26 protein-coding genes and 1 pseudogene are annotated in these 23,997 nt (G+C 29.7%); 18 read left to right on the top strand and 9 right to left on the bottom strand.

The features are described from left to right. Positions 1–145: 145 nt before the first annotated feature. The 4 genes from rsgA to P3X86_RS09375 are packed head-to-tail and all read left to right on the top strand — an operon-like array spanning position 146 to position 3,656. The gene (gene rsgA, locus P3X86_RS09390; protein ID WP_483292414.1) at positions 146–1,186 is read left to right on the top strand and encodes a ribosome small subunit-dependent GTPase A; all 1,041 of its coding nucleotides are present in this window, start codon (positions 146–148) and stop codon (positions 1,184–1,186) included. Between the two features lie 27 nt (positions 1,187–1,213). Further along, complete coding sequence (locus P3X86_RS09385) at positions 1,214–2,062, top strand: hypothetical protein (protein ID WP_483292413.1); 849 nt, start codon at positions 1,214–1,216, stop codon at positions 2,060–2,062. Further along, the gene (locus P3X86_RS09380) at positions 2,052–3,104 is read left to right on the top strand and encodes a GNAT family N-acetyltransferase (RefSeq protein WP_483292412.1); all 1,053 of its coding nucleotides are present in this window, start codon (positions 2,052–2,054) and stop codon (positions 3,102–3,104) included. The genes P3X86_RS09385 and P3X86_RS09380 overlap by 11 nt, the downstream gene beginning before the upstream one ends. A gap of 27 nt (positions 3,105–3,131) precedes the next feature. After that, positions 3,132–3,656, top strand: coding sequence for a GNAT family N-acetyltransferase (locus P3X86_RS09375; protein WP_483292411.1), 525 nt, complete (start codon positions 3,132–3,134; stop codon positions 3,654–3,656). Between the two features lie 191 nt (positions 3,657–3,847). Here P3X86_RS09375 and P3X86_RS09370 read toward each other — a convergent pair whose 3' ends face one another. Next, positions 3,848–4,156: an RNHCP domain-containing protein gene (locus P3X86_RS09370; protein WP_483292410.1), complete on the bottom strand. Its 309-nt coding sequence runs from the start codon at positions 4,154–4,156 to the stop codon at positions 3,848–3,850. A gap of 491 nt (positions 4,157–4,647) precedes the next feature. Between P3X86_RS09370 and P3X86_RS09365 the strand changes: the two genes are divergently transcribed. From P3X86_RS09365 to P3X86_RS09350, 4 genes are all read left to right on the top strand, one after another. Beyond that, positions 4,648–5,763, top strand: coding sequence for an alanine racemase (locus tag P3X86_RS09365; protein ID WP_483292409.1), 1,116 nt, complete (start codon positions 4,648–4,650; stop codon positions 5,761–5,763). Beyond that, entirely contained in the window at positions 5,763–6,242 is a 480-nt protein-coding gene (locus P3X86_RS09360) for a class I SAM-dependent methyltransferase (protein ID WP_483292408.1), read from the top strand. The genes P3X86_RS09365 and P3X86_RS09360 overlap by 1 nt, the downstream gene beginning before the upstream one ends. 19 nt (positions 6,243–6,261) lie before the next feature. Then, on the top strand, positions 6,262–6,777 hold the full coding sequence (locus P3X86_RS09355; protein ID WP_483292407.1) for a GNAT family N-acetyltransferase: 516 nt from the start codon (positions 6,262–6,264) through the stop codon (positions 6,775–6,777). A 95-nt stretch (positions 6,778–6,872) separates the two neighbouring features. After that, positions 6,873–7,355 (top strand): GyrI-like domain-containing protein, encoded by a 483-nt coding sequence (locus P3X86_RS09350; protein ID WP_483292406.1) that lies wholly within the window; start codon positions 6,873–6,875, stop codon positions 7,353–7,355. A 344-nt stretch (positions 7,356–7,699) separates the two neighbouring features. Here the strand turns inward: P3X86_RS09350 and P3X86_RS09345 are convergent, their stop codons facing one another. Then, positions 7,700–8,122: a VOC family protein gene (locus P3X86_RS09345; protein WP_483292405.1), complete on the bottom strand. Its 423-nt coding sequence runs from the start codon at positions 8,120–8,122 to the stop codon at positions 7,700–7,702. 470 nt (positions 8,123–8,592) lie between these two features. Here P3X86_RS09345 and P3X86_RS09340 point away from each other — a divergent pair, with 470 nt between their 5' ends. Next, positions 8,593–9,909, top strand: coding sequence for a hypothetical protein (locus P3X86_RS09340; RefSeq protein ID WP_483292404.1), 1,317 nt, complete (start codon positions 8,593–8,595; stop codon positions 9,907–9,909). Positions 9,910–9,962: 53 nt separating this feature from the next. After that, the gene (locus P3X86_RS09335; protein WP_483292403.1) at positions 9,963–10,568 is read left to right on the top strand and encodes a hypothetical protein; all 606 of its coding nucleotides are present in this window, start codon (positions 9,963–9,965) and stop codon (positions 10,566–10,568) included. A gap of 486 nt (positions 10,569–11,054) precedes the next feature. On the opposite strand, the pseudogene P3X86_RS09330 reads toward P3X86_RS09335, so the two are convergent. The 4 genes and pseudogenes from P3X86_RS09330 to P3X86_RS09315 form a co-directional block, all read right to left on the bottom strand. Next, positions 11,055–11,378: pseudogene (locus tag P3X86_RS09330) on the bottom strand (VOC family protein); the annotation flags it as partial. A 75-nt stretch (positions 11,379–11,453) separates the two neighbouring features. Continuing rightward, on the bottom strand, positions 11,454–12,308 hold the full coding sequence (locus P3X86_RS09325) for an MBL fold metallo-hydrolase (protein WP_483292402.1): 855 nt from the start codon (positions 12,306–12,308) through the stop codon (positions 11,454–11,456). A gap of 115 nt (positions 12,309–12,423) precedes the next feature. Further along, positions 12,424–13,074, bottom strand: a complete 651-nt coding sequence (locus tag P3X86_RS09320) for a class I SAM-dependent methyltransferase (RefSeq protein WP_483292401.1) — start codon at positions 13,072–13,074, stop codon at positions 12,424–12,426. Between the two features lie 120 nt (positions 13,075–13,194). After that, positions 13,195–13,941, bottom strand: coding sequence for a hypothetical protein (locus P3X86_RS09315; RefSeq protein ID WP_483292400.1), 747 nt, complete (start codon positions 13,939–13,941; stop codon positions 13,195–13,197). A 139-nt stretch (positions 13,942–14,080) separates the two neighbouring features. Here P3X86_RS09315 and P3X86_RS09310 point away from each other — a divergent pair, with 139 nt between their 5' ends. The 5 genes from P3X86_RS09310 (at position 14,081) to panD (ending at position 18,363) form a co-directional block, all read left to right on the top strand. After that, complete coding sequence (locus tag P3X86_RS09310) at positions 14,081–14,911, top strand: endonuclease VIII (protein WP_483292399.1); 831 nt, start codon at positions 14,081–14,083, stop codon at positions 14,909–14,911. Between the two features lie 551 nt (positions 14,912–15,462). Next, the gene (locus P3X86_RS09305; RefSeq protein ID WP_483292398.1) at positions 15,463–16,335 is read left to right on the top strand and encodes a Rossmann-like and DUF2520 domain-containing protein; all 873 of its coding nucleotides are present in this window, start codon (positions 15,463–15,465) and stop codon (positions 16,333–16,335) included. Continuing rightward, positions 16,316–17,170 (top strand): 3-methyl-2-oxobutanoate hydroxymethyltransferase, encoded by an 855-nt coding sequence (gene panB, locus P3X86_RS09300; RefSeq protein ID WP_483292397.1) that lies wholly within the window; start codon positions 16,316–16,318, stop codon positions 17,168–17,170. Before P3X86_RS09305 ends, panB begins: the two co-directional genes overlap by 20 nt. Then, positions 17,157–18,005 (top strand): pantoate--beta-alanine ligase, encoded by an 849-nt coding sequence (gene panC / locus P3X86_RS09295; protein ID WP_483292396.1) that lies wholly within the window; start codon positions 17,157–17,159, stop codon positions 18,003–18,005. Before panB ends, panC begins: the two co-directional genes overlap by 14 nt. 1 nt (position 18,006) lies before the next feature. Beyond that, on the top strand, positions 18,007–18,363 hold the full coding sequence (gene panD, locus P3X86_RS09290; RefSeq protein WP_483292395.1) for an aspartate 1-decarboxylase: 357 nt from the start codon (positions 18,007–18,009) through the stop codon (positions 18,361–18,363). A 110-nt stretch (positions 18,364–18,473) separates the two neighbouring features. Here the strand turns inward: panD and P3X86_RS09285 are convergent, their stop codons facing one another. Continuing rightward, complete coding sequence (locus P3X86_RS09285) at positions 18,474–19,424, bottom strand: phosphotransferase family protein (protein ID WP_483292394.1); 951 nt, start codon at positions 19,422–19,424, stop codon at positions 18,474–18,476. 188 nt (positions 19,425–19,612) lie between these two features. On the opposite strand from P3X86_RS09285, the gene P3X86_RS09280 reads away from it, so the two are divergent. From P3X86_RS09280 to P3X86_RS09270, 3 genes are all read left to right on the top strand, one after another. Further along, positions 19,613–20,350, top strand: coding sequence for a helix-turn-helix domain-containing protein (locus P3X86_RS09280; protein ID WP_483292393.1), 738 nt, complete (start codon positions 19,613–19,615; stop codon positions 20,348–20,350). A gap of 99 nt (positions 20,351–20,449) precedes the next feature. Continuing rightward, the gene (locus P3X86_RS09275) at positions 20,450–20,854 is read left to right on the top strand and encodes a VOC family protein (protein ID WP_483292392.1); all 405 of its coding nucleotides are present in this window, start codon (positions 20,450–20,452) and stop codon (positions 20,852–20,854) included. A gap of 52 nt (positions 20,855–20,906) precedes the next feature. Further along, positions 20,907–21,272 (top strand): VOC family protein, encoded by a 366-nt coding sequence (locus P3X86_RS09270; RefSeq protein ID WP_483292391.1) that lies wholly within the window; start codon positions 20,907–20,909, stop codon positions 21,270–21,272. Between the two features lie 97 nt (positions 21,273–21,369). Here P3X86_RS09270 and P3X86_RS09265 read toward each other — a convergent pair whose 3' ends face one another. Both P3X86_RS09265 and P3X86_RS09260 read right to left on the bottom strand, forming a co-directional pair. Beyond that, positions 21,370–22,020, bottom strand: a complete 651-nt coding sequence (locus tag P3X86_RS09265; protein WP_483292390.1) for a hypothetical protein — start codon at positions 22,018–22,020, stop codon at positions 21,370–21,372. 130 nt (positions 22,021–22,150) lie between these two features. Beyond that, on the bottom strand, positions 22,151–23,953 hold the full coding sequence (locus P3X86_RS09260) for a GNAT family N-acetyltransferase (protein WP_483292389.1): 1,803 nt from the start codon (positions 23,951–23,953) through the stop codon (positions 22,151–22,153). Positions 23,954–23,997 lie beyond the last annotated feature (44 nt).

Below are 23,997 nucleotides of genomic sequence, written 5' to 3'. Positions count from 1 at the left end.
CCATAGGTAGTTTAAAACCTATGGGTTTATTGGTGTCTAAATAAAGGAGGGATGTTTTATGAGAGAAAACAAGAGAGAAAACAAGAGGGAAACGAACTATATAGAACAAATAAAAAATAAGATTGTAAAGGATGGATATGAATAAATGAATATAAGTGATTATGGATGGAATGAATTTTTTGGGAAACAATTAGATGAATTACAAGAAGAGCATCTTTACGCAGGAAGAGTATTAGCTGATTATGGTCAATATTTAAAAGTTATAACTAATGATGGGGAAATAAAAGTTAAAAGAAATAATACTATGCATATAGCAGTAGGAGATTGGTTAGTTTTAAAAGCTTGTGATGATTCTAAAGAAATATATAGTGTATTAGATAGAACGACTAAATTTTCAAGAAGTGCAGCGGGAACAGAGTTAAAAGAGCAAATTGTTGCAGCTAATGTAGATACGGTATTTATCATACAATCATTAAACAATGACTTTAATATGAAAAGACTACAAAGATATATGTTATCTGCATGGGAGAGCGGTGCATTACCAGTAATAGTGCTTACTAAAGCAGATTGTTGTGAAGATATAGGAGATAAACTAGTAGAGGTATATAATACAGCTCCGGGTGTAGAAGTGCATGCCATAAGTTGTTTAAATGGTTATGGACTAGATGAGATTAATAAGTATTTATTACCACATAAAACGATAGCATTATTAGGATCATCAGGTGTTGGCAAATCGACATTAGTCAATACGCTGATGGGCAAAGAGTTACTAAAAACTCAAGAGATAAGAGAAGAGGATAGTAAGGGAAGGCATACAACTACTCATAGGGAGATAGTATTGTTACCTAACAAATGTCTGATAATGGACACACCAGGTATGCGATCATTATCATTATGGAATGTAGAACACGGAATAGACATGATGTTTAACGATATTGAAAAATTAATTAGTGAGTGTCGTTTTAATAATTGCACTCATGGAAATGAACCGGGGTGTGCGGTAAAAAAAGCTTTGAGGGCAGGAGTGCTGAGTGATGAGAGATGGAAAAATTATCTAAAACTACAAAGAGAATTAAAGTATCTTAACCGTGCTCAAAAACTGAAAGAGAAAATGGCTCTTAAAAAAACTACTAAATCAAGTAAACACAGAAAAAATAGTAGAAATAATAAACGATACGAGTATTGATTTAAACTATTTACAGGAGGATCAAAAATGGATTTTATTGTTTTAAACCAATCAAAAGGAAAAGAAAAGATAGGCGTTGTAGATGATTATTTAACAGCTATGAAACCATTTGAGAAAGCACTGAAGATGGATACAAATAATAATGTAAATCTTAATCAATTTATTGAGTTTCTTAAGGAAAATGTTTGTGAGTGGTCAAAAGACGAAAAAAATAAGCTCAAAACTTGCTTAGATAAACTTAAAGGCAAACTTGGTGAGATTGGTATCAACATGAATAAAAATGTCTATATTATAAAGACAAGTGGAAGAGAAGAGTTTAATAGTGCTTATACCAGAGAAAATATGATTATCTTACCTCAAAAGAAAATAAACTATGATATAGACAGGTTATATGGTTTACTTGCACATGAGTTCTTTCATGTATACTCAAGGTTAAATGAGATAAAGAGAGCAAAGTTATACAAATTGCTTGATTTTGACATAATCAATAGTATTGATATACCTACAGATGTCAAAGCATATACTCTTGTTAACCCAGATGCAATGGCTACAGTTTCAGTAAAAGTTAAGTATAATAATAGCCAAGTAAAAGTATGTCCTTTAATTATGATAAAAGGTAAAAATATAGATGTAAATAAAGATATTTTGAAAAGTTTAAGGATAAGATTATACATTATTGATTCAGGCGAAGTTGTAGATGCGCAAAATGTCAGCGGTTATATAGAAAAGGTTAGTATAAACACTGATGATATCCAACATCCAGAGGAGACTCTAGCAGAGAATTTTACTCTAATATTAACTAAATATAATATAGCTGAAAATAAAGAGTTACTAGAAGGTATGTTAAAAATAATGAGGGAACCAGATGAAAGATAATATTATAATTGTTAAAATGAATAAAGAAGATTACAAAGATATACCACAGGTATATGCTAGTAGTTTTAATGAAGAACCATGGAATGTAGATTGGTATGATATACCTCAGTTCAATGAAGATAGCAACTGGGTAGCTAAATATGATGATAGAGTGGTTGGGTTTGTCATAACCTTTATATCTGATAGTCAGCCGTATATATCTGTTTTGGCAGTTGAACAGAAATATCAAATACTGGGTACAGAGGTTAAACTCATGAAGGAAGCTATACTTTATTATCAAAACAAAAATTATAATGAGATAAATGTTCATGTAGAACCAGATAGAGTTAGTGCAAATTACTTGTATAAAAAGCTTGGGTTTATAAAAATAGGGATAAAGGATGAGTTTGATAAACTGACTCTAAAACTAAATAGGAGGAATTGTATGAACAACGGTGAGATTTATTGGATTGGAGGATCACCATGTAGTGGCAAAAGTACTATAGCGCAGATGTTAGCAGACAAATATGGATTTAAATATTATAAGTGTGATGATTTCCTAGAAAAATACGCAGTAAAAGGTGCTGAAAAGGGAAAAGAAATAATGAAGAAGATACTAAGCTTAGATTTGGATGGCATTTGGCTTAGAGATGTAGATGAGTTAGTTAAAGACGAGATAAAATTTTATGAAGAGGCATTTGAAGTCATTATAGATGATCTAAAAGAGATAGATGATGTAAATGGCATTATCGTAGAAGGTGCAGCAATACTCCCTATAAATGCAGACATTCATAAAGTAAGCAAAGACAGATATATTTCTATTGTACCTACAAGCGGTTTTCAAGTAAATAAATACAGCGAAAGAGATTGGGTAGAAGACTATTTGAAAGATTGTAGTAATCCTAAAATAGCTTTTGAAAATTGGATGCAAAGAGATATCAAATTTGCGGAGATTATAAAACAACAAGCAGATGAGCTGGGCTACAAATCAATAGTAGTAGATGGTAAAAAATCTATTCAGGAAAATTACGACATAGTTGCAGAGCATTTTGGTCTTATATAAATTGCTATCTACAAAGGGGGAGAAACGGTGATAGAGACTGAGCGTTTAAAGCTTCGGTTACTTGAAAAAGATGACTTAAATAGTGTCTTTGAGATATATTCAAAAGATGAGATTACTAAACCCTATGGGATGTATCCCATTGAAAATATAAAAAAAGCAAATAAATTTTTAGATACTTTGATGAAAGATAAAGAGCATGGGATTATTTTAAAATCTACAAATAAAGTAATAGGTACAATAGGGGTTGTAGGAGTAAGTGAAAAAAACAAAAGATGTGAGATAGGATATGTTTTGTTACCTGAATTTTGGGGAAAAGGATATATGACTGAAGCAGTAAATAGTTTTGTAAGGTTTCTATTTAATGCATCTGATATAAATAGAATAGAGACATTTATTCATCCAGACAACATAGCTTCATGCAAGATAGTAGAAAAGACTGGGTTTGTAAGAGAAGGTCTTTTAAGACAAAGAGGCATTGTTAGAGGTAAGTTTCAGGACTATTATCTTTATAGTATTTTGCGAGAAAATATAAATAATATTAATGGGGCGTGAATACACTCCAAATAGATTGATAACAAAGTCATTAAGATAGCAGACTGTAGTAAGAGTTCAATTTCAAGGGTGTTAAAATTGAGTAGCAGAGCTTACTTAGAGGTAAGTGAGCAACGGAAATTTTAACTACAACGTAGAAATTGGGCTTTTGTCTATAGTCTGAATGGGGTGTGAATACACCCCAAGTTAAGTTACATAAGTCTTAACAATACATCAAAATCATCCGGTTGTTCATCATCTAAGGCTACTTTATTTACTCTTATTTCTTTACATTTAATACATTGATGGATGACCTGCATACCTTTATTCGAGGTATTTTTAATACCTATAGGTTTCATAACGCCCATGCACGAATTATTTCTGTCTCCTGGCTTTATATCAACGTGTAGTGAATAAAGACAATATGGACAATGATTACGATATGAACCATTCTTCAGTGCATTAACAGTAGCACCACAATTTTGACAGATGAAACCTTGATTTTCGTTTTTTCTGCTCAAGCTCGACTTCCCCTCTCTTGATTAAGTTAATAATCAAGAAGTGCGGGTTCCGTTTAACTCTTTTCATTTTAGACTTGAATCATATAGTGACATAATTCACCGCCAGTTCCTTTAGGGTCAGCGATTACTTCCAGTTCCAGCTTCATTAGAGCTTATTTCATCTCCAAATCCGAACCATGACAGTTTTTATGAATGTTTGTGACTGCCACTGTAAGGCGGAATAACTTCTTACTTGGGCCCACCTTCCATTGGTAAGTGTATATTGATTCTCACTAACATTGGTACTCGTCCCCACCTAAGCTTGAGCACTAAATATTGTATAAGAATAGATTATACTGATCTAATCACACCTTTCTAGTTATTATAAATTCAGGTTCAATATTATTTTATCATAAACCAATAAGTTTTGACGATATTTAAAAATTAGCAAGCTATATTATGGTATAATTGATTTAATCTTGAATTTCATAAACAAGTAAGGAGTGGTGTATGTGAAAAAATGTGGTTTGAAAACACCAGCAATACTAGTTGATTTAGATATAATGGAGAGAAATATTAGAAGATACCAAGAAGAATGTAATAGATATAATAAAAAACTTTGGCCAATGATAAAAACACATAAAAGTACTGAGATAGTAAGATTACAGCAAAGATTTGGAGCTGATGGTTTTTTAGCTGGAACTCTAGATGAGTGTGAAGCTCTTTGTGATGCAGGAATAGAAAATATCATGTATGCCTATCCAGTATCAACACTGCCAAATATTCGTAGGGTAATAGATATAGCCGAAAAATCAAATTTTATTATTAGATTAGATAATTTAAAGAGTGCTTATATTATAAATGAAGTAGCTACCAAGGAAAAAGTAGTTATTAACTATACCGTTATCGTTGATTCAGGGTTACATAGATTTGGAGTAAATCCTGACAAAGTAGTAGATTTAGTCAATAAGTTGCAAAAATGCAAAGGCTTATGCTTTAAGGGTATATCAACACATCCTGGGCATGTATATGGAGCTACTAATGCTGATGAAGTCAAAAAATATGTTGATGATGAAAAAAGAGCCCTAAAAATAGCAACTGAAGCTTTAATATCATCAGGTTATGAATTAGAAATTATAAGTAGTGGCGCTACACCAACATTTTTTGAAACTGTATCAGATGAATATATCAATATATACCATCCAGGTAATTATGTATTTAATGATTGTATACAAATATCTACTGATACTGCAAGAATAGAAGATTGTGCATTAACTGTACTCGCATCTGTTGTATCACATCCTACTGAGGATTTATTTATTATAGATGCAGGATCAAAATGTCTTGGATTAGATAAGGGAGCACATGGAAATAGTGCTATAAAAGGCTATGGATATATCAAGGGACATACAGAGCTAACTCTTTATAATCTTTCAGAAGAGGTCGGGAAAATACATGTATGTGGTAAAACAAAATTGAAAGTGGGAGATATAGTAGAAATAATTCCAAACCATGCATGTACACCAGCAAATATGACTAGTTGGTTAATCGGTTGTAGAAAAGACGTAGTAAAGCAAATAGAGGTAGATATACGTGGTAATTACAAAAAGCAAGAGGGAGTGTCATAATGAAAATAGTCCAAAAAATTGTTAGTGATTTGAGCTCTTATATTAAAGATAAAAGAACTATAGAGATTGCTTGCGGAGATTCAGACTTTAGCTATAGTGCTTCAAAGTATGCAAGAGAAGTACTTGCAACGGATATCTCTTTAAAGAGGTTAGAAAATAATATTAAGGACATACCATGTAATTTTAAGTATGCACAGATGGATGCTACTAAACTTGACATTGAGAATAGTTCATATGATGTATCTTTTTGCTATAATGCGTTAGGCCACTTACAAGACGTATTAGAAGATGTGGTTAGCCAGATGAAAAGAATTACTGCAATAAATGGATATCTTTTATTTATAGCTACATGGAAGATTGATAAAAACATAATACCAGAGGTAAATGAGATTGTCAGCAAGCATAAAGATTTAACAGTTCAAGAATATAAAGCAAATCATAAATACCATGCACTAGTTATAAAAAAGGTTAGCATATAACTAAAAAGGAGGAATTATAATGGAAGGTAGGTTAGTCAAATATACAGAAATAAAAGAGTCAGCATATATTAATTATATTAAAGAATGGGAAGATGCTGGGATAGAGGTTATCCCTGGCGCATCAAAAAGAAGTGGAAAAGAGTATAATGAGCTTTTAGAAAAATGGTCAAGTAATGAAACGGATAAAATGTATGATAAAGGCTTAGTAGCATCAACTCTTTATTTTTTAGTAGATGAAGATGAAAAAATACTAGGGGCTATAGATTTAAGGCATAAATTAAACGAAGCATTGACTAAGCATGGAGGACATATTGGCTACGGAGTAAGACCTTCTGAGAGGAAGAAAGGCTATGCTACAGTTATGCTTAGTAAACTACTAGAAATGTTAAGAACTAGAGGCTATGATAAAGTGTTGATAACATGTGCAGATACAAATGAAGGATCTGCTAGAACTATAGAGAAAAACGGTGGAAAGCTTTGGGATAAACCAGTTTTTGAAGAGATGTTAATACGAAGATATTGGATAGAATTATAAATGGAAGTTTCATTCTAAAACGATGTTCAGTATAAAAAATATCAATTAGTCAATATGTTTAATATTAGTATATAAAATAGATTGAGGTGTTTTTTATGGAATATATTATTAAGAGATTAACTAATGATGCAAAATACGTAGGCTTGAAATATAATGGAAAAATTGAAACATTTAAAACAACTGATTTGCCTAAACTATGGGGGGAGTTCACTGAGAAGTTATATAAAAGTAATGTGGAGAACTTAATTGATAAAAAAGAAGCTATAGGGTACATTAGCTATAATATGAATTCAAAAAATAAATCATATGAATATATTGCATCATGTGAAGTGTCAGAGTTTGCAAACTGCGATAATTTTACTAGAGTTATTATACCAGCAGGGCGTTATATATATTTCAAATTACAATTTAAAAATAAAGCTGAAAATCTTGATGAATTATTAACTAAAGTTCTACCTAATCTTTCTTCAAAATTCAATTTTAATAGAAGTTTCGGATTCGAGTTTTACCCTGAAGATTTTAATTATTTGCAAGAGGACACGTGTTTATATTTTGCAGTTCAATTACTTGAAGATTAATTTGGATAAACAATAATAAGTATTTTAACTAAAACGAAGTAAGTATACTAAAATAATATACTGTATAAATTTAATATAGTAAAACCAACTAGAAAATATAATACTTTTACCAAATGAGCTACTTAGAATCAAGAGATTCTAAGTAGCTAAAATTTTTTTTGTATCATAATCTTCTTTTCATAAAAATAATAACTCATTAACCTATAGCCTTAGAGTAACATTTGTTATGAAATGCTACTATATTAAACATAAATGTAGTTACTACAAAATCATATTTGTTAGCTATATCTTAAGTACGTCTATTACATGTTATTTCTTCATTAGAAACTCCTTAGTATCCATAATTATTTAGTTCGTTTAGCTATAGGATGATCTTCTTTTAACTGCAAGAGATCCCATAGATTCCCGTATAAATCTTTGAATACAGCTACAGTACCGTAAGGTTGCTCTTTTGGCTTTCTAACAAATTCTATACCCTTATCTACCATATCATTATAATCTCTCCAAAAATCATCTGTGTTTAAAAACAAAAATACTCTTCCACCTGTTTGATTACCTATAAAAGGTGATTGTTCTTCTTTAGATGCTTTGGCTAACAGTATTGTTGTACCAGATGACCCTGGAGGTGAAACTACAACCCAGCGTTTATCTTGCTCTGGCTGGTATGTATCTTCTAATAATTCAAAATTTAATTTATTGGTATAAAAATTAATAGCTTCATCATAGTCTCTTACAACTAACGCAATGTGTACAATAGACTGTTTCATTTTTAACACGCTCCTTGAGTATAGTATATATAATATTATATCATAGGAGCGTGAGTTTAAATATAATGAAACAGTCTACTTTATTTAAGAGCTTTATTTACATTTGCAAAACAGTCTATGTAGAATGTTTCTTCTTCATCTTCTTGCTTTTGACCATATAATCACAATCTCTATATATACTATCATCTTTTAACGCTTTATATATTTTTTTATACAGTCCTATTTTAATAGAAAGACTTGTGACTAAGTGATTGGTGTAGTTTTTTTATAATTACTATTCGCCAAAAAAATATGATTTTGAGTAATTTGTCCTAATTTGATTTTCAGGCAGGGAATCAAGTGAGAAGTATAGAATATAATCTCCATCAGATAAACTTGAGATAAATTAATATATTTTTACAAAAATGATTGAAAATGGAAATTGCTTGTGTTATTATAATTCATATATTAAAATAATGGAGGTAGTTAACATGAAAAATTTAAAGACAAAAATGTTTTCGTTGCTTATTATTTTGGGGTTAATATTTACTCAGAATGTAATATTTGCAGAAGGAAGCAGTAACCAAGAAATGTATCCAATTTATTTAACAGATAATTTATCAGAACCATGCAGTGAAATTTCAACTAACTCTGTAGATAAAGACATAAAAGCTATAGAAATAGATAGTGCGAAACTATATGATGTAAACAACATGAAAATCAAGGGTACTTTTAACAACAAAAAATTTGCCCTAGATGGAAAATTAAAAAAAGGTAGAAAAGAAGAAATCATTGCAAAGTTAAATGATTTAAATGATAATTTTAAATGTATCTTTTTTTCTATAGATAAAGATCCTTCTAAGAAATTATCATTTAACAACAAAGTTTTTGATAAAGTTGAGAAGTTTGGAGTAAAGTTATATTTACAAGATAAAGAAACAAAAGAATATATTATATTTGAAATTGCAGATCCAGAATTTATAAATGAGGAATTATTCTTTAAAGATATAAATAAGTACGAAGAGAGTAATTTTGAAGATAGACATTGGTATATAGGCGAAATTGAACCAAAACGCGAGATATTGGAAATGAGTGACTTATCAGAAAGAGAATTAGAAATCTTAGATATGAAAAATGAAGTGAAAATTAAAAGTAATACTAATATTTCTTCTACTCCAATTATTCATAGATATTTTTATAGTGTTTCAGGTGGAAAAGTAACTGAATATATTAAGTTAGAATTTGAGTTAGTTGGTATGTATAGATTGCTACAAAATGGTGAACATGATATACAAGCAAATTTAGAACTAGTAAAAGAATATACAGATGCTTCTTGGGAAGATGAAATTGAAGAAGATTCTAGTCTTAGAATAGGAAGATGGAAAAAAACAAGATTTGATGCATGTCTTTTTTCTAGCAAAGCTAAGATAAAAAAAGCAGAAGCAAGTGCTGTTCAATATACGTCTACTGGTAGTATAAATTTTAGTTTTGGATGGGGATTACCCATATTTCCAGGGTCGCCAGTATATATAACAGGTGATTATAAATATGGTGAAACAAAAAGCGATGGAGATTTTGTAAACTTTAATTCATATCAAGGAGGAATTGGATTTGAAAAGGGAATGCAATTAGCTAATAAAGAGGATAAATTCCATACTAATTTTACAATAAGTGGAGAATCAAAAACAGGTAAAGATGTAAAATTTGGTGTTAGATTACAATATGATGTATCAAGTAGTTTAGACCCTTACTGGGGAGATGAAGATGCATATAAAGAACGAACATTAAAATTTGATGTTGTAGAATAATAACATACCAAGATTTTAATGATAAAATTCAATTAATATTAGGAAGTGAATGTATGAAAAAACAGTATAAGATTTTAATCACAATAATGATAGTTCTAATACTTATTTTAGTTTCATTGATAATTATAGATAAACGAAGAATAAGTGCGTATGAAAAGTACCTTACGGATAAAATACAAGAAGAATTTAGAGTAATAGATTCATATTTTATGCATTCATATAATATATTAAATTCTATAGAAAATGGTGAAGAAATCTCAGTTGAATATGTGAAAACAGTTTTAATTGAATCAATACGTAATTTTTTATATGAGTTTCAAAGGATGGATGGGTTAATAACATTATCTGATGAAAATAATAAAAATATTATGAAAAAGAAAAATTGGGATTGTAATATATATTATATAGAAAGAGTTTTTGAACAAAGCTATAGAAGGTTTATAAAGGAAGGGACCGAAAAAGTAAGTAAAGAAAATTTTATTGATAAAAAAGCTATAAATGATTATTACCATATTGTCAAAGATTACATCAAATATAAAACTGAAAAATATGACAGTGATAGTGATAGTTTTAGATTTATACAGGAATTTAAATTCAAAGATAACTCATGGATTTATTTCTATAATGACGTTAATCAAATACTATACCAAAAAATTTAAAATAAAAGAGCAACAATTTGTTAACAAAGGTACTTTTAACTTCTTTTATATAGCTTTACGATAAAATAAAACTCTATACATCATATAAAGAAAATCGAGAAAGGATATTTAATCTTTTCTCGATTTTACCTTTAATAATCCTTCATTAATTTTATTAATGTGAGATATAGGAATGTCATTTTTATATTGATTGTTCTTAATTCTCGAAATAATATCTGAGCTAAGTCCAATAAATTCAGCGGAATTTTTTATAATTACTATTCGCCAAAAAAATATGGATTTTGAGTAATTTGTCCTCAATTTAATTTTCAGGCAGTGAATTAAGGGAGAAGTATAAAATATAATCCTCATTGAAAAAATTTCAAATTTTCTTATTCTTATGGAAAGTTGGTGAAAATTTATTATTTTTCATATTACAAAGAGTTATATTGCTTACACCTATTTTTTCAGCTAAACATTCTATTATATAGTTATTTTTTATGCGAACTGCTCTTTTGGCTTTCTAACAAATTTTATACCTTTATCTACCATATCATTATAATCTCTCCAAAAATCATCTGTGTTTAAAAACAAAAATACTCTTCCACCTGTTTGATTACCTATAAAAGGTGATTGTTCTTCTTTAGATGCTTTCGCTAACAGTATTGTTGTACCAGATGACCCTGGAGGTGAAACTACAACCCAGCGTTTATCTTGCTCTGGCTGGTATGTATCTTCTAATAATTCAAAATTTAATTTATTGGTATAAAAATCAATAGCTTCATCATAGTCTCTTACAACTAACGCAATGTGTACAATAGACTGTTTCATTTTTAACACGCTCCTTGAGTATGTATATATAATATTATATCATAGCAAGAATAATTTTAAATATAATGAAACAGTCTATTTAAGAGCTTTATTTACATTTGCAAAACAGTCTATATAAAATGCTTCTTCTTCATCTGGTTGCCTTTTATATTTTGTTACAAATTTTTGTATAGCTGTTTCAGAGGAAGAATCTTTACCTACTAGTTCATTAGCTACCCGTAATTGGTTACTGAATTCATTCATTGAGCTTTTATCCCATATTTCTTCATGAGATACTAAAAATTTATCTGCATTATAACTATCTAGTATGTCTAACATTGGAATTAAGTCATCAGCAGTGTAGCCATAAGCACCGTTAAACTTAGCTCCATATATGCAATCTCCAAGAAACGCAACTTTTTCATCGGGAACATAGACAGTTGCTGAATCATTTGTGTGATTACCTCCTACCCAGTCTACAATACATGTTAAACCCCCAAGGTCTATTTTTAGTTGTTTTTCAAAGGTTATATCTATATTTCCAATAACCAGATTCGTTCTTTCTTCATTGGACATTTCTGCTTTTATACACTGAGTAGTAAACTCTGAGAATACTTCATTTTTGACATGCTCATCTAAGGAAGCATCATCTAGTTTTTTTAATCGTTCATTATTTAGATGCTCTATAATGTTTTTGTGAGCTATAGTAGTTAGCTTCATAGTGTCTATTCCGTATATATGGTCCCAATGATAGTGAGTTATTACTAAATATTTTAGAGGTGGGATGTCCATATCTTTTATAGAATTTAAGAACTCCTTCGCATGCGTAGTAGAATTGCCAGAATCTACGACTAAACTATATTTATCTCCACAAATAAGCCCTAGATGAGGTCTATCTGTAGTATTGTCAAGTGGCATATAGTAAATTTTGTTAGTAAGTTTTTTAAGCATATATCTATTTCTCCTTTTATTTTAATTATACCAATTTAACACTGACAATACGTTGTCAGCATTAAAGAAATATTTTATAACAATGAATATTTTGAAGTATGGCTAATATAGACGACTATTTATATGCAATTAATATCACGCTATTTTCATAATGCCATATCTTCTCTATCATTTTAAATCCTGCTTTGCTTAACATATCTATTTGATTATTTACTGTACAAGGTGTATCAAAGTGATAAAACTCTCTGTCTTTTATTCCTTGTTCTTCTCTTATTTTTTTATTTTCAGAAAACAAGAAGTTTTCATCTTCTTGTTTTTTGACCATATAATCGCACTCTATATATATACTATCATCTTTTAACGCTTTATATATTTTTTTATACAGTCCTATTTTGGCGTCATGCTCAAAATGGTGCATTGTCTGAAATGAAATAGCTGTGTCATATTTTTTTATCTCAAATTCATAATCAAAATAGCTCCCATGAATTAGATTTAAGTTTTTATCAGGATATTTTTCTTGGAGCTTTTTAAGCATAGCCTCCGTTAAATCTATCCCTGTAACATTTACATCAGGTAATTTTTTAAATATTTCTTCTAGCTCTAAACCTGTTCCGCATCCTAAATCTAACAGTTCTTTTGTTTTATTAGGCACACACTCTGCCATTATCTTATATCCTTCCTTGCAACCATCAACAGTATTAAGCATATGATTATCATATGTGTCAACTCGTGCAGTGAAAAAATTGCTCATTTGTTCTATAGGCATTATATCAGCCCCTTTCTAGCACTATTATAATATGTTTTTGCTTTATAGCATACCTCATACTTTTTTAATAAATAAAATAGAGACATCAACAGTTGTCTCTATTTATGTTATATATTCATTTTATTGTTTTATTATCTTTAAAGTATCTATTTCTTGTGGATAAATCTCTCTTATTTCCTTAGGATAAACTGTTATTTTGTCTCCTACTTTTAAATCACCATGATTAAAATTAAGCACTCCCATTACATATACTTTATTTTTCAAACCTTTATCATCTTCAGTTTCTAATACCATTGTGCCATCTTTTGCTCTTGATATGCTTTTGATAGTAAAGTCAAGGGCAGAACTTTCATCGTATACCTGTAATATCTTTTTATTTCCATTACCTTTATCTTCTAGATAATCTATTGTCACTGTTGCTCCAATAGTTATAGCTATTTGCTCATCCCCTATAAAAACTATTTCTTTTTCATCTACTTTTATAACCAGTTCTTTGTCTTTAATATTTACAACCTCACCTGTTACTGTAAGTATCTTATCTCCCATATTTGTATATCTTACCGAAAAATCATCTACCTTATATGATTCTAATTTATACTTATTATCGTCTAATTTTACTACACCAACATATTCTCCTAGATAAAAATTCTTTAACTCATTCTTATCTACTGAATAATGCATGGCTATGTCTCCAGTTAGTACATCTACACCATTTTCTTTAAATCCAATTATTTTACCTATCGTAACATATTTATCATCTAAATTACTTGTATCTTTACTTTTTACCAAATCTTTTTGAGTAGCACATCCCGCGACTATTATAACTATTGTTATTATTAGAATTGTAGCTATTAATCTTTTTTTCATAATTACCTCCTTTTATATTGAAATTAGTCTTATTTTATATAATTAGACGTTCTTACAATGACTTTGTTCCCAATATTTTAAGAGATCTATTTTTTATGATAAAATCAAGATATAATATTAAAAAGGATGGTGTATTAGTATGATAGAGTTACCTGAAGCTATAGTCTTATCAAAGCAGATTTATAACACTTTAAAAGGTAAAAAAATCAAGAATGTTATAGCAAACCAATCGCCACACAAATTTGCTTGGTTTTACGGAGAGCCAAGTAAGTATAGGTTAAGATTGAAAGATAAATCTATTGAAAATGTCAATGTATATGGTAGCTTTATAGAAGTGATTTTAGGAACTACAAAACTATTGTTAGCTGAAGGAATAAGTACTAGATACTTTGAAAAAGGGGAGAAGCTACCACAAAAACATCAACTACTATTAGAGTTTGAAGATGGCTCATTTTTTGTTGTGTCAATAAGAATGTATGGTGGGATATGGTGTTATGAAAATGATGAGTTTGATTATGAGTATTTACAAGTAGCAAAAGAAAAACCATCACCATTTACAGAAGGATTTGACTATAAGTATTATCATAAAATTATATCAGACGAAAATCTGCAAAAGAAGAGTGTAAAAGCATTACTAGCGACAGAGCAACGTATTCCGGGACTTGGAAATGGAGTATTGCAAGATATACTGTACAACGTAAAAATTCATCCAAAGCGAAAGGTTCAAACCCTATCGGATAATGAAGTGAAAGAATTATATTACTCAATAAAAGATACCCTCGATGAAATGGAGCAAAAGGGTGGAAGAGATACAGAGAAAGATTTGTTTGGTAAGGCAGGAGGATATCGTACAAAATTAAGTAAAAACACACTTTCAAAACCGTGTAGCATATGTGGAGGGAAAATACACAAAAAAGCTTATTTAGGTGGAAGTATATATTACTGTGAAAGTTGCCAAATAGAGAAATAATAGGAGGTGAAAACTTCTATCTTTAAAGATAAAAACTGACTATTTCAGCTTTTTAGGGCTAGTTTATCATCTTATATAATTTTTTATTGATTGCCTTTATATATTATGATATGCTAAACTAAACTTAGTCAAGTTACCAATATAATGAAATAGAAACTATTGTGTGACTAGGGGTAAGTAGATTACAAAGTAATATAATAGTACAATATTATATTCAAGGAAGAGATCCAGATATACTAAAATGGATAGGTATGCATAACCATAAATAATGGATGTTTTGCAACTGAAGCCAGTGATGTCATGGATAATTGAATATGTATTAAAACTTGAAATCTAATTAAATAAAATAACTCTGCTTTAATCCATAAGGATAGAGACAGTATAACTAAAATGTGTTGATTAGCATCAACTATTTGTTGATGTGCAAATTTATACCCTTTTAAGGAACTGTCTTCCTTATGAAGGGTTTTTTTATTATAGTAAACATTCATGATATCGTTGCGTATAATTATAGTTCTTAGGCTAGCAGACAAAAAATAGGAGGATATAAGATGATAGGATTTATTGGTGCAGGTAAAGTGGGCACGTCTATTGGTCAGTACCTTAATAATAATGGTGTCAAAATAAATGGATATTATAGTCGTACAGAAGCATCAGCAAAAAAAGCTGCATTTTTATCAAATAGCACTTACTATAGTCAGCTTAACCAACTGATTATTGATTCTAGGTATATTATGATAACGACACCTGATGATGTGATAAGTACTATAGCCAGTCAACTATCAAGTATAAATACATGCTGGAAAAATAAGCTTGTATGCCATACTAGTGGAGCCCATCCATCTACATTACTGCATAGTTTATCATCTTTAGGTGCTACAATTGCTTCGTTACACCCAATGCTTTCTTTTGCAAATATTCAAAAAGCGGTTGAATTGTTAGAGCATACACCACTTACATTAGAAGGATCAGGTGATTTAATGTATGATTTTAATAATATGTTGAAATCAGCATGTTTACAAACACACGAAATTAAAACCGAGCAAAAGGCTTTATATCATTGTGCGGCATGTATTGTCTCAAATTATCTAGTCACAGTTTTGGAAATAGGTACTGAGTGTCTTATTAAGGCTGGTTTTGATAGTGAATCTGCATCTAACTTAATTAAACCATTAATAAATGGAACTACAAACAACTATTTTACTCATGGGAGTAAAGCTTTAACAGGGCCATTAGCTCGTGGTGATGTAAATACTATCAAAACGCATTTAGAGGCAATCTCTAAAGAAGATTCATTATTAGAAAATATATACCGTCTTCTAGGTATAAGAACGTTACAAGTATGTAAAAAACAAAATAATTTAGATGAATACACTCTAAACAATCTCAAGGAGGTATTACACAATGAAAAAAATCACTATTGAAACAATAAAAAGGAAAAAAAACAAAGAAAAAATAACTATGCTTACTGCTTATGATTATCCAACAGCAGAGATATTAGATAATGCAGGGATAGATATACTGCTAGTAGGAGATTCATTGGGAATGGTTGTTTTAGGATATGAAGACACAACTAAAGTTACTATGGAAGATATGCTCCATCACACAAAAGCTGTAAGTCGTGGTTCCAATCATTCATTGATAGTAGCAGATCTTCCTTTTTTATCATATCATCTAGGTATTACTGAAACTATTAAAAATGCAGGTCGTCTTATTAGTGAAGGAAATGCACATGCTGTTAAACTTGAAGGTGGCATAACTGTTTTAAAGCAAATACATGCTATTACAGTCGCAGGTATCCCTGTTATGGGGCATATTGGGTTAACACCACAATCAATTAATCAATTGGGAGGGTATTATATACAAGGCAAATCAGAAAATGATGCTAAAAGGCTGATAAATGAAGCTATAGAGATAGAAAAAGCAGGTGCATTTGCAATAGTACTGGAATGTATACCTACTGAACTTGCAAAGAAGATATCAGAGTCAATTAAAATACCAGCGATTGGAATAGGCGCTGGGCCAGATTGTGATGGGCAAGTACTAGTAACACATGATTTAGTGGGTTTTTATTCTAGAATGGTACCTAAATTTGTTAAGCAGTATGCTAACATAAATCAAGTAATTTACAACGCAACTCAAACATATATATTAGATGTCAAAAACAAAGAATTTCCAAGCCATGACCACATGTTTCATCTGAGTATAGAAGCATTAAAGAAATTACATGATGGAGGGATACTTGATGAAAGTATTTAGTGATATTGTTTCGCTTAGGGAAGAACTAAGCTCATTAAAAAATATGAACTATAAAATAGGACTTGTACCAACTATGGGATATTTGCATGAAGGGCATATTTCATTAATAAGAACATCTAAAGGAGAAAATGACATAACGGTTCTTAGTATTTATGTCAATCCTACTCAATTTGCTCTGGATGAAGATTTAGATAACTATCCTACTGATTTGGAAAACGATAAAAAAGTTGCAAAGGAAGCTGGAGCGGATATTATATTTATTCCATGTAATGAAATAATGTATTCTAATAATCACTTAACATATGTAACAGTTGATAATTTAACTAATAATCTTTGTGGTAAATCAAGACCAACGCATTTTAATGGAGTAACAACAATAGTGACTAAATTGTTCAATATTGTACAACCTGATAAAGCTTATTTTGGGCAGAAGGATGCACAACAGGCTATTATAATAAAAAAAATGGTTAATGATTTGAATATACCTATAAAGATAATTGAATGTCCAATAGTAAGGGAGAAAGACGGACTTGCTATGAGTTCAAGAAATGCTTATTTAAACAAAAACGAACGTAAAAAAGCTACTATCTTGTATAAGTCATTACAATATGCAAAATCACTCATTATTAAAGGTGAAAGAAACGCTCACAAAATAACATCTAACATAGCTAATATGATTACAAAAGAATCTGGCGTGAATATTGATTATATAAATGTAGTTGATGTAAATACTTTGGAGGATATATCAATTTTAAAAGGAAATATCTTAATAGCTATAGCTGTTAAGCTAGGTGATACAAGACTTATAGACAACATACGCTTGGAGGTACAATAATATGCTAATAGAAATGATGACAGGAAAATTACACAAAGCAAGAGTGACAGATGCCAATCTTAATTATGAAGGTAGTATAACAATAGATGAAGAGCTGATAGAAGCTGCCTCAATGGTGACAGGTCAAAAAGTTCAAATTGTTAATAACAACAATGGTGCACGCTTTGAAACATATATAATAAAAGGAAAACGTGGTAGTGGTATTATTTGTCTTAATGGTGCAGCAGCTAGATTAGCTCAAAAAGACGATATAATAATTATTATAGCCTATGGATTAGTAGATAAAGAAGAGGTTAAAAACATAAAGGCTAAATCTATACTTCTTGATAAACATAACAAGATAATAAAGGAATTATAGAAACACGTGAAGTTACTTTGGGAAAAGTTGAAATAGAGTCTGTCAGACAATAAAACAAACTTTTGGTTGAGAGAGTATTGATTTCTTCTCTCAACACATTTATTAAATGACTAAAATTTAGTTTTAGACTTGGTCTTTATTATAACATCTTCTAATAATTTAACCCCATTTAAGTAGTAATCATATGGATTATCCTTTGCCCATGAGCATATTTCAAGCCCTTTATACAATGTATAAAAATCTCTTTTTGCATACAATTTATCTATATTAATTTGACCATATTTTTCATAGCCATGTTTAAAACTATCGGCTAATAAGGGGTTATTCTCAAGAAGAGGTAAATAAAAATAGATTAATTCCTTATCGACATCGTTTGGAAAACTATGTTCAAAGTCAATAATTGCACTCAATTTATAATCCCCATCAGTTTTTGATACCATTATATTCCGCAAGTTAAAATCATTATGGCATAGGCTTGCGACCTTGACATCATCTAGAATATAGAACATTGAGCTATAAATTTTTAGAGATTTTTTGATAATGGATTCATTATCATGCTTGAATTTGTTTAAATGGTCAATCATCGATGTATATAATTTATCATGGTAGGCTTTAAATGTTTTAAAATTATCTAAGCTATTACCATTTTTATCAATACTTCCGAAAAAATTATGTTTATTACTATGTATTACACTAAGGTGAGCTCCGATATCAAAGTATATTGTTTGGAGATTATCGTCAGAAATATCAGTTATAGTACTGTTTAGTGTAAAACCTTCTATAAAATTTAGCAAAACCCATTCCACACCATCATCAAATATTCCGTATTTAATAATTTTAGGAACAGAAATAGGAGCATTGGCTAGATGCCTAAGACAAAAAACTTCTCTGCACCATTTGTTTTGCTTAAAATAAAACTTCACTACAAACTTGTTCTCGCCACATACCACTTTATATACAAGATGACGCTTAAGTTCATGATTGCCAATAGGCTCTATTAGGTCTATATTTTCAATTATCTCATGTAATCTTTTTTTGATATATTTTGAGTTTGTAAACACTTAAAGTTCCTCCTTTGTTGTGATGTTAATATATATTTTAAACAAAGATATAATTTTTGTCAAAAGGCTGGATTTACACAACAGAAATTAAAGAATAGTGTTATTACAACGATGAAGACTTCTTTTTCTATGCATATTATCTTATGGTATAATTAGATAAATATTTAACCTTATTCTAGGAGGATTGAATGTATATAGAGATTAAGCCTATAAGAGAGTTACGAAAATATATTGAAAGCTATTGGGTTATATCAGATGTCAAAGAAAATACAACCATCTCAGTTGAACCAGATGGATGTTTTGATATAGTTGTTGATATATATATTTACAAAGACATAAACACAGTTACATTATCAGGAATATGGGATGAAATTGTTAAAATTGATTTGTTAAAAGATATTAAAACAGTAGGGGTTAGGTTTTACCCTAACAGTTTAGATGTATTTTTCAATCTTACTTTAGCAGAAATAAAAAATACAACAACTAAATACAAAATAGGCATGTTAAAAAATAATGATTTATTAGATATTGGTATTTTATATACATCTAATGATATACATGAAATTATATCTTTTTATGATATATATTTTTTATCATTAATTAATGAATTTAAAGCAAATTCTCCTTTTAGTTTTGTTCATGAAATAGATACAAATAGTGGAGTAAAACAATTAGCAGATAAAATACCAATGAGTACAAGGCAATTAAACAGATTATTTCAACAGAAGTTCGGGGTAACTACAAAAAGATATATTAATATAATAAGATTTATTAAAGCTAAAAAAATGCTTATAGAAGGGGAAAATAACATTAAAATTGCGCACGAATGCGGATACTATGACCAATCTCACTTTATTAAGGAATTCAAAAAATATACGCAAAAAAAACCTACAGAGTATTTAAAGTCACGTAAACTAGGGAATTAATATATAAATAATGTCCGATTTTTACTATTAATGTTGCTGACCATTATAGTAAAATTAAATTATTAAAATTAAGAATTGTGAAATGAAAGGAGATATACTATGATTTCACCTGCTATTCATTTTTCAGGTAATTGCAAGCAAGCATTAACTTTTTATGAAAAGGTGTTTAACGCAACGGATAAGAATGTTGCCCTTTATCGTGATGCACCATCTGATTCAGGATTCATTGTTACAGACGATACGAAGAATTATGTAATGCATGCTAGTATGACTATTAGAGGTACACGCTTTTACTTCAGTGATATACAGGATAAAACGTTACCTGGCAATATGATTTGTTTTAACGTATTTTTTAAAACAGCTGATGAAGTAATATGTACATTTGATAAACTAAAAGAAGGTGGGAATGTTTTAGTAGAACTTGATTCACAATTCTTTAGTGAGATGTATGGAGTCGTATTAGATAAATTTGGAGTAAGATGGCAGTTAATCGTTGGGAACTAATCCACATTAGATTAGTTATAGAAAATATTATACCAAGGAGTGTGAAGCTAACATGTTAAGATCAATGATGCAAGTGTACGTTAAAGGTAGTGTTGAAGCAGCTCTATTGTACCAAAAAGCTTTTGATGCAAAACTGGTAAGCGAACATAAAAATGATGAAGGTAGTTATATACATGCTGAACTAGATGTATATGGGCAGATTTTGGCATTGTCGGAGGCAGAAGATAAGAGTATACCTGGCAATACTATGCAATTTTGTTTGCATTTTGGTGAAGATAATAAGGAACTTGTTGAAAAAGCATTTAGAGTATTAGAAGAAGATGCGCAAATTTTTGCTCCATTAGGACCATGTTTTTTTAGTTCATGTATGGTTTCTTTCATTGATAAATTTGGTGTTAGCTGGTGCCTTTTTGCATAACTTCTTATATATTAGCGCAATCAATATAATGAGTTATTTCTATATAATATGATAAAAAACAGGGATGGTAACCATCCCTGTTAGAAAATTCCACAAATTACTCGTTATCTTTTTCACTCATTTTAAAGATTACTGTATAATCTACAGGTTTGTTGTTAAATGTAGTGTATTTTTTAACCTTGTTCTCGTCATAAGAAATCATCCAATCAACACCTATTATTTGCCAATTGTTACTATTTTCAGTGATTATATATCGTTTTGTAATGTAAGTAGGTTTGCTATCTTCACCTTCACAAGTTTTGATTATATTTTTAACATAAACATTTTTCATGGTTTTATTGGATTCATAAACATTTGATATGTATATTTCAGCAGTATATTTATTAGTTTCACTTTTAGGTATCTTTGCTCTTTTGCTATTGTATGTGTCTTTATCCATTTCATCAAATAATCTGGCAAAATGCTTTTCATCAGTGTATATATCATTAAAAGCACTTTTTATATCTTTCATGTATTTATCATAATCAATACCATAAAAGGATAATTTCATATCTAACATTTCCACTTTTTTAACTAGTTCTACTAAATTTTTATTTTGCTCTTGATTATTTTCTTTTTGCTCATTTTCAACTTTCCCTTGTGTCTTCTTCGTAGGTTCTTTCGGTTCATCTTTTTTGTCAGTGTTACAACCAATAATTAATATTGATATCATTAATACTAAAAATGCAATCATTAAGCTCTTTTTCATTATATTTCTCTCCTTTTTCATAAGTTATTGTAGGAAATCTATATTATTGAAACAACTTAAATATTATCATATTGAAGTAAGATTTGTAAATGTTCTTACGAATTTGTAATATAGCTTTAGATTTTGTTCATTATTGTTTTAGTACTAAAGGAATGAATACAGAAGCAGTATTTGCTTGTCTAAATCTTGCTATTATAGCTTTATTATAATCACGCTTATATTTATCATTGGACTTAAAAAATAGTTCATCTAAATGATTATATGCAATATCATATAATATGCATGGATTATCACCGTTGAATTCTAACTGACTTATATGAAGATATACACCAGAAGGTATCGTCATTTTTTCGATATTATCAGGTAGATCATTAAAGTTACTTACTCTACTACCAAAGTATGAGTTGTACTTACCCTTTACATCTGTTTCAATACCAAAGCCATAATAGTCATCGTTATACATTTTAGCGCAATCAAGTGAGAATATTCTCTCTTGGATATCGAAAAATTTATATATAACAAATTCATCTGAGTCTGGTGCTGTCATGCTACAAGCACATAAGATGTCAGGAAGACTTACAACATCAAAAATTATACTCTCATATTTCTCAGCTGTATTCTTTGGTATTTTTACAGGTTCGTATTTTGTTAATATATTACCATGTCGATCATACATGTTAAATGGTAAACTGTCTTTGTTATACACATATTCGCTTAATTCTCTAAATTCATTAACAAAAAACTCATCAGCTGACATCCTCCTAGAGTAGCCATTTCTATCAGAATTTTTTTCTTCGTTAATATTAAATTTGGCATATCTGCAAGATGAACAGGTTAGAGTGACAGAATTTTCAGGCAAATGTTCTGGTAAATTTTCAATAGAATCAACGATTACTCCTATAACAAAATCAAAGATTCCATCTCCTTGTATATTTGTTCTAATTCCTATTATTTGTGGGTTATCAATATCTAATATATCAGCTAAAAGTTTGATTGTACCATTAGAGATATATTTTATTGCCATTGATTTATCTGTGTTTGTAGCTTCCTCAATATACCATCCTCTACTTTCAGCAGAAAATCTAATTTTGATACCAACTACATTGAATTCATTTTTATCAACAATAATGCAGTGTTCGTTAATTCGTTTTATAAAAGTTTCATTAGTATTAGTAGTGTGAGCTTTAAATATATCTATTATTGGTGGTGTAGTTTTAGGGATGTAGCTGTCAGGGTTATTGTTTTCTTCAGACGATACAGTATTATACCATTTATCTCTAGTCATTGTCATAGTACAACCCTTGAATAAGATGTCTTGATTATTACTATCTTTTACAAAAGAAGTGCTAAAAGTATTTGTTATATCTAGACCTATTTTTTTATAAGGTAAAATTTGAGGTAGCCATTCAGCTGTATTATTAGTGCTAATGCTTTTAATATCAAGAGTCTCAAAAGCATGCTGTATAATTAAAGATAGAGCCTCAGTATCATAACAACCATTTTGGTAATCAGTATGCCACACGTGACCTAAATCAATATTATCAAAATTATCATTACTTTGGTTAAAAGAGATCATACCTATTAAGTTATGATTTTTCTTTTCGATAACTGCCCAGAAATCTGAGTTCTCTGAGAATAATTTCGCCATTTTTGTACAACTATTCAAATCAGTTGCCCATGTATGATCGTATTTTTGCATAGGGGAATGTTCTTTATTAATAGCTAGTAATTGAAGTTGTTGATTATCAGTAGGTAAGAAGTTGCGTATATAAAAATCTCGTGTTTCGTATAAATAGGGTTGAGATTTTTCATTGTAGTAAATATTAGCTTGGGTTTCTGTCATTAGCTGTGCATGCTTGATTATACTAGGTATAGTTTTCGGAGAAAAGAGTTCTTCCGATTTGATGTAAGTCATTTTTTTTAATGTATTCATAATTCCCTCCTAATTATATTATCTTATAATCGAATATTAACATA

The organism is Abyssisolibacter sp. ZYX002, from assembly GCF_056892235.1.
The sequence above is the reverse complement of the archived record's forward strand: the minus strand, read 5'-3'. Positions and strand labels throughout refer to the sequence as shown.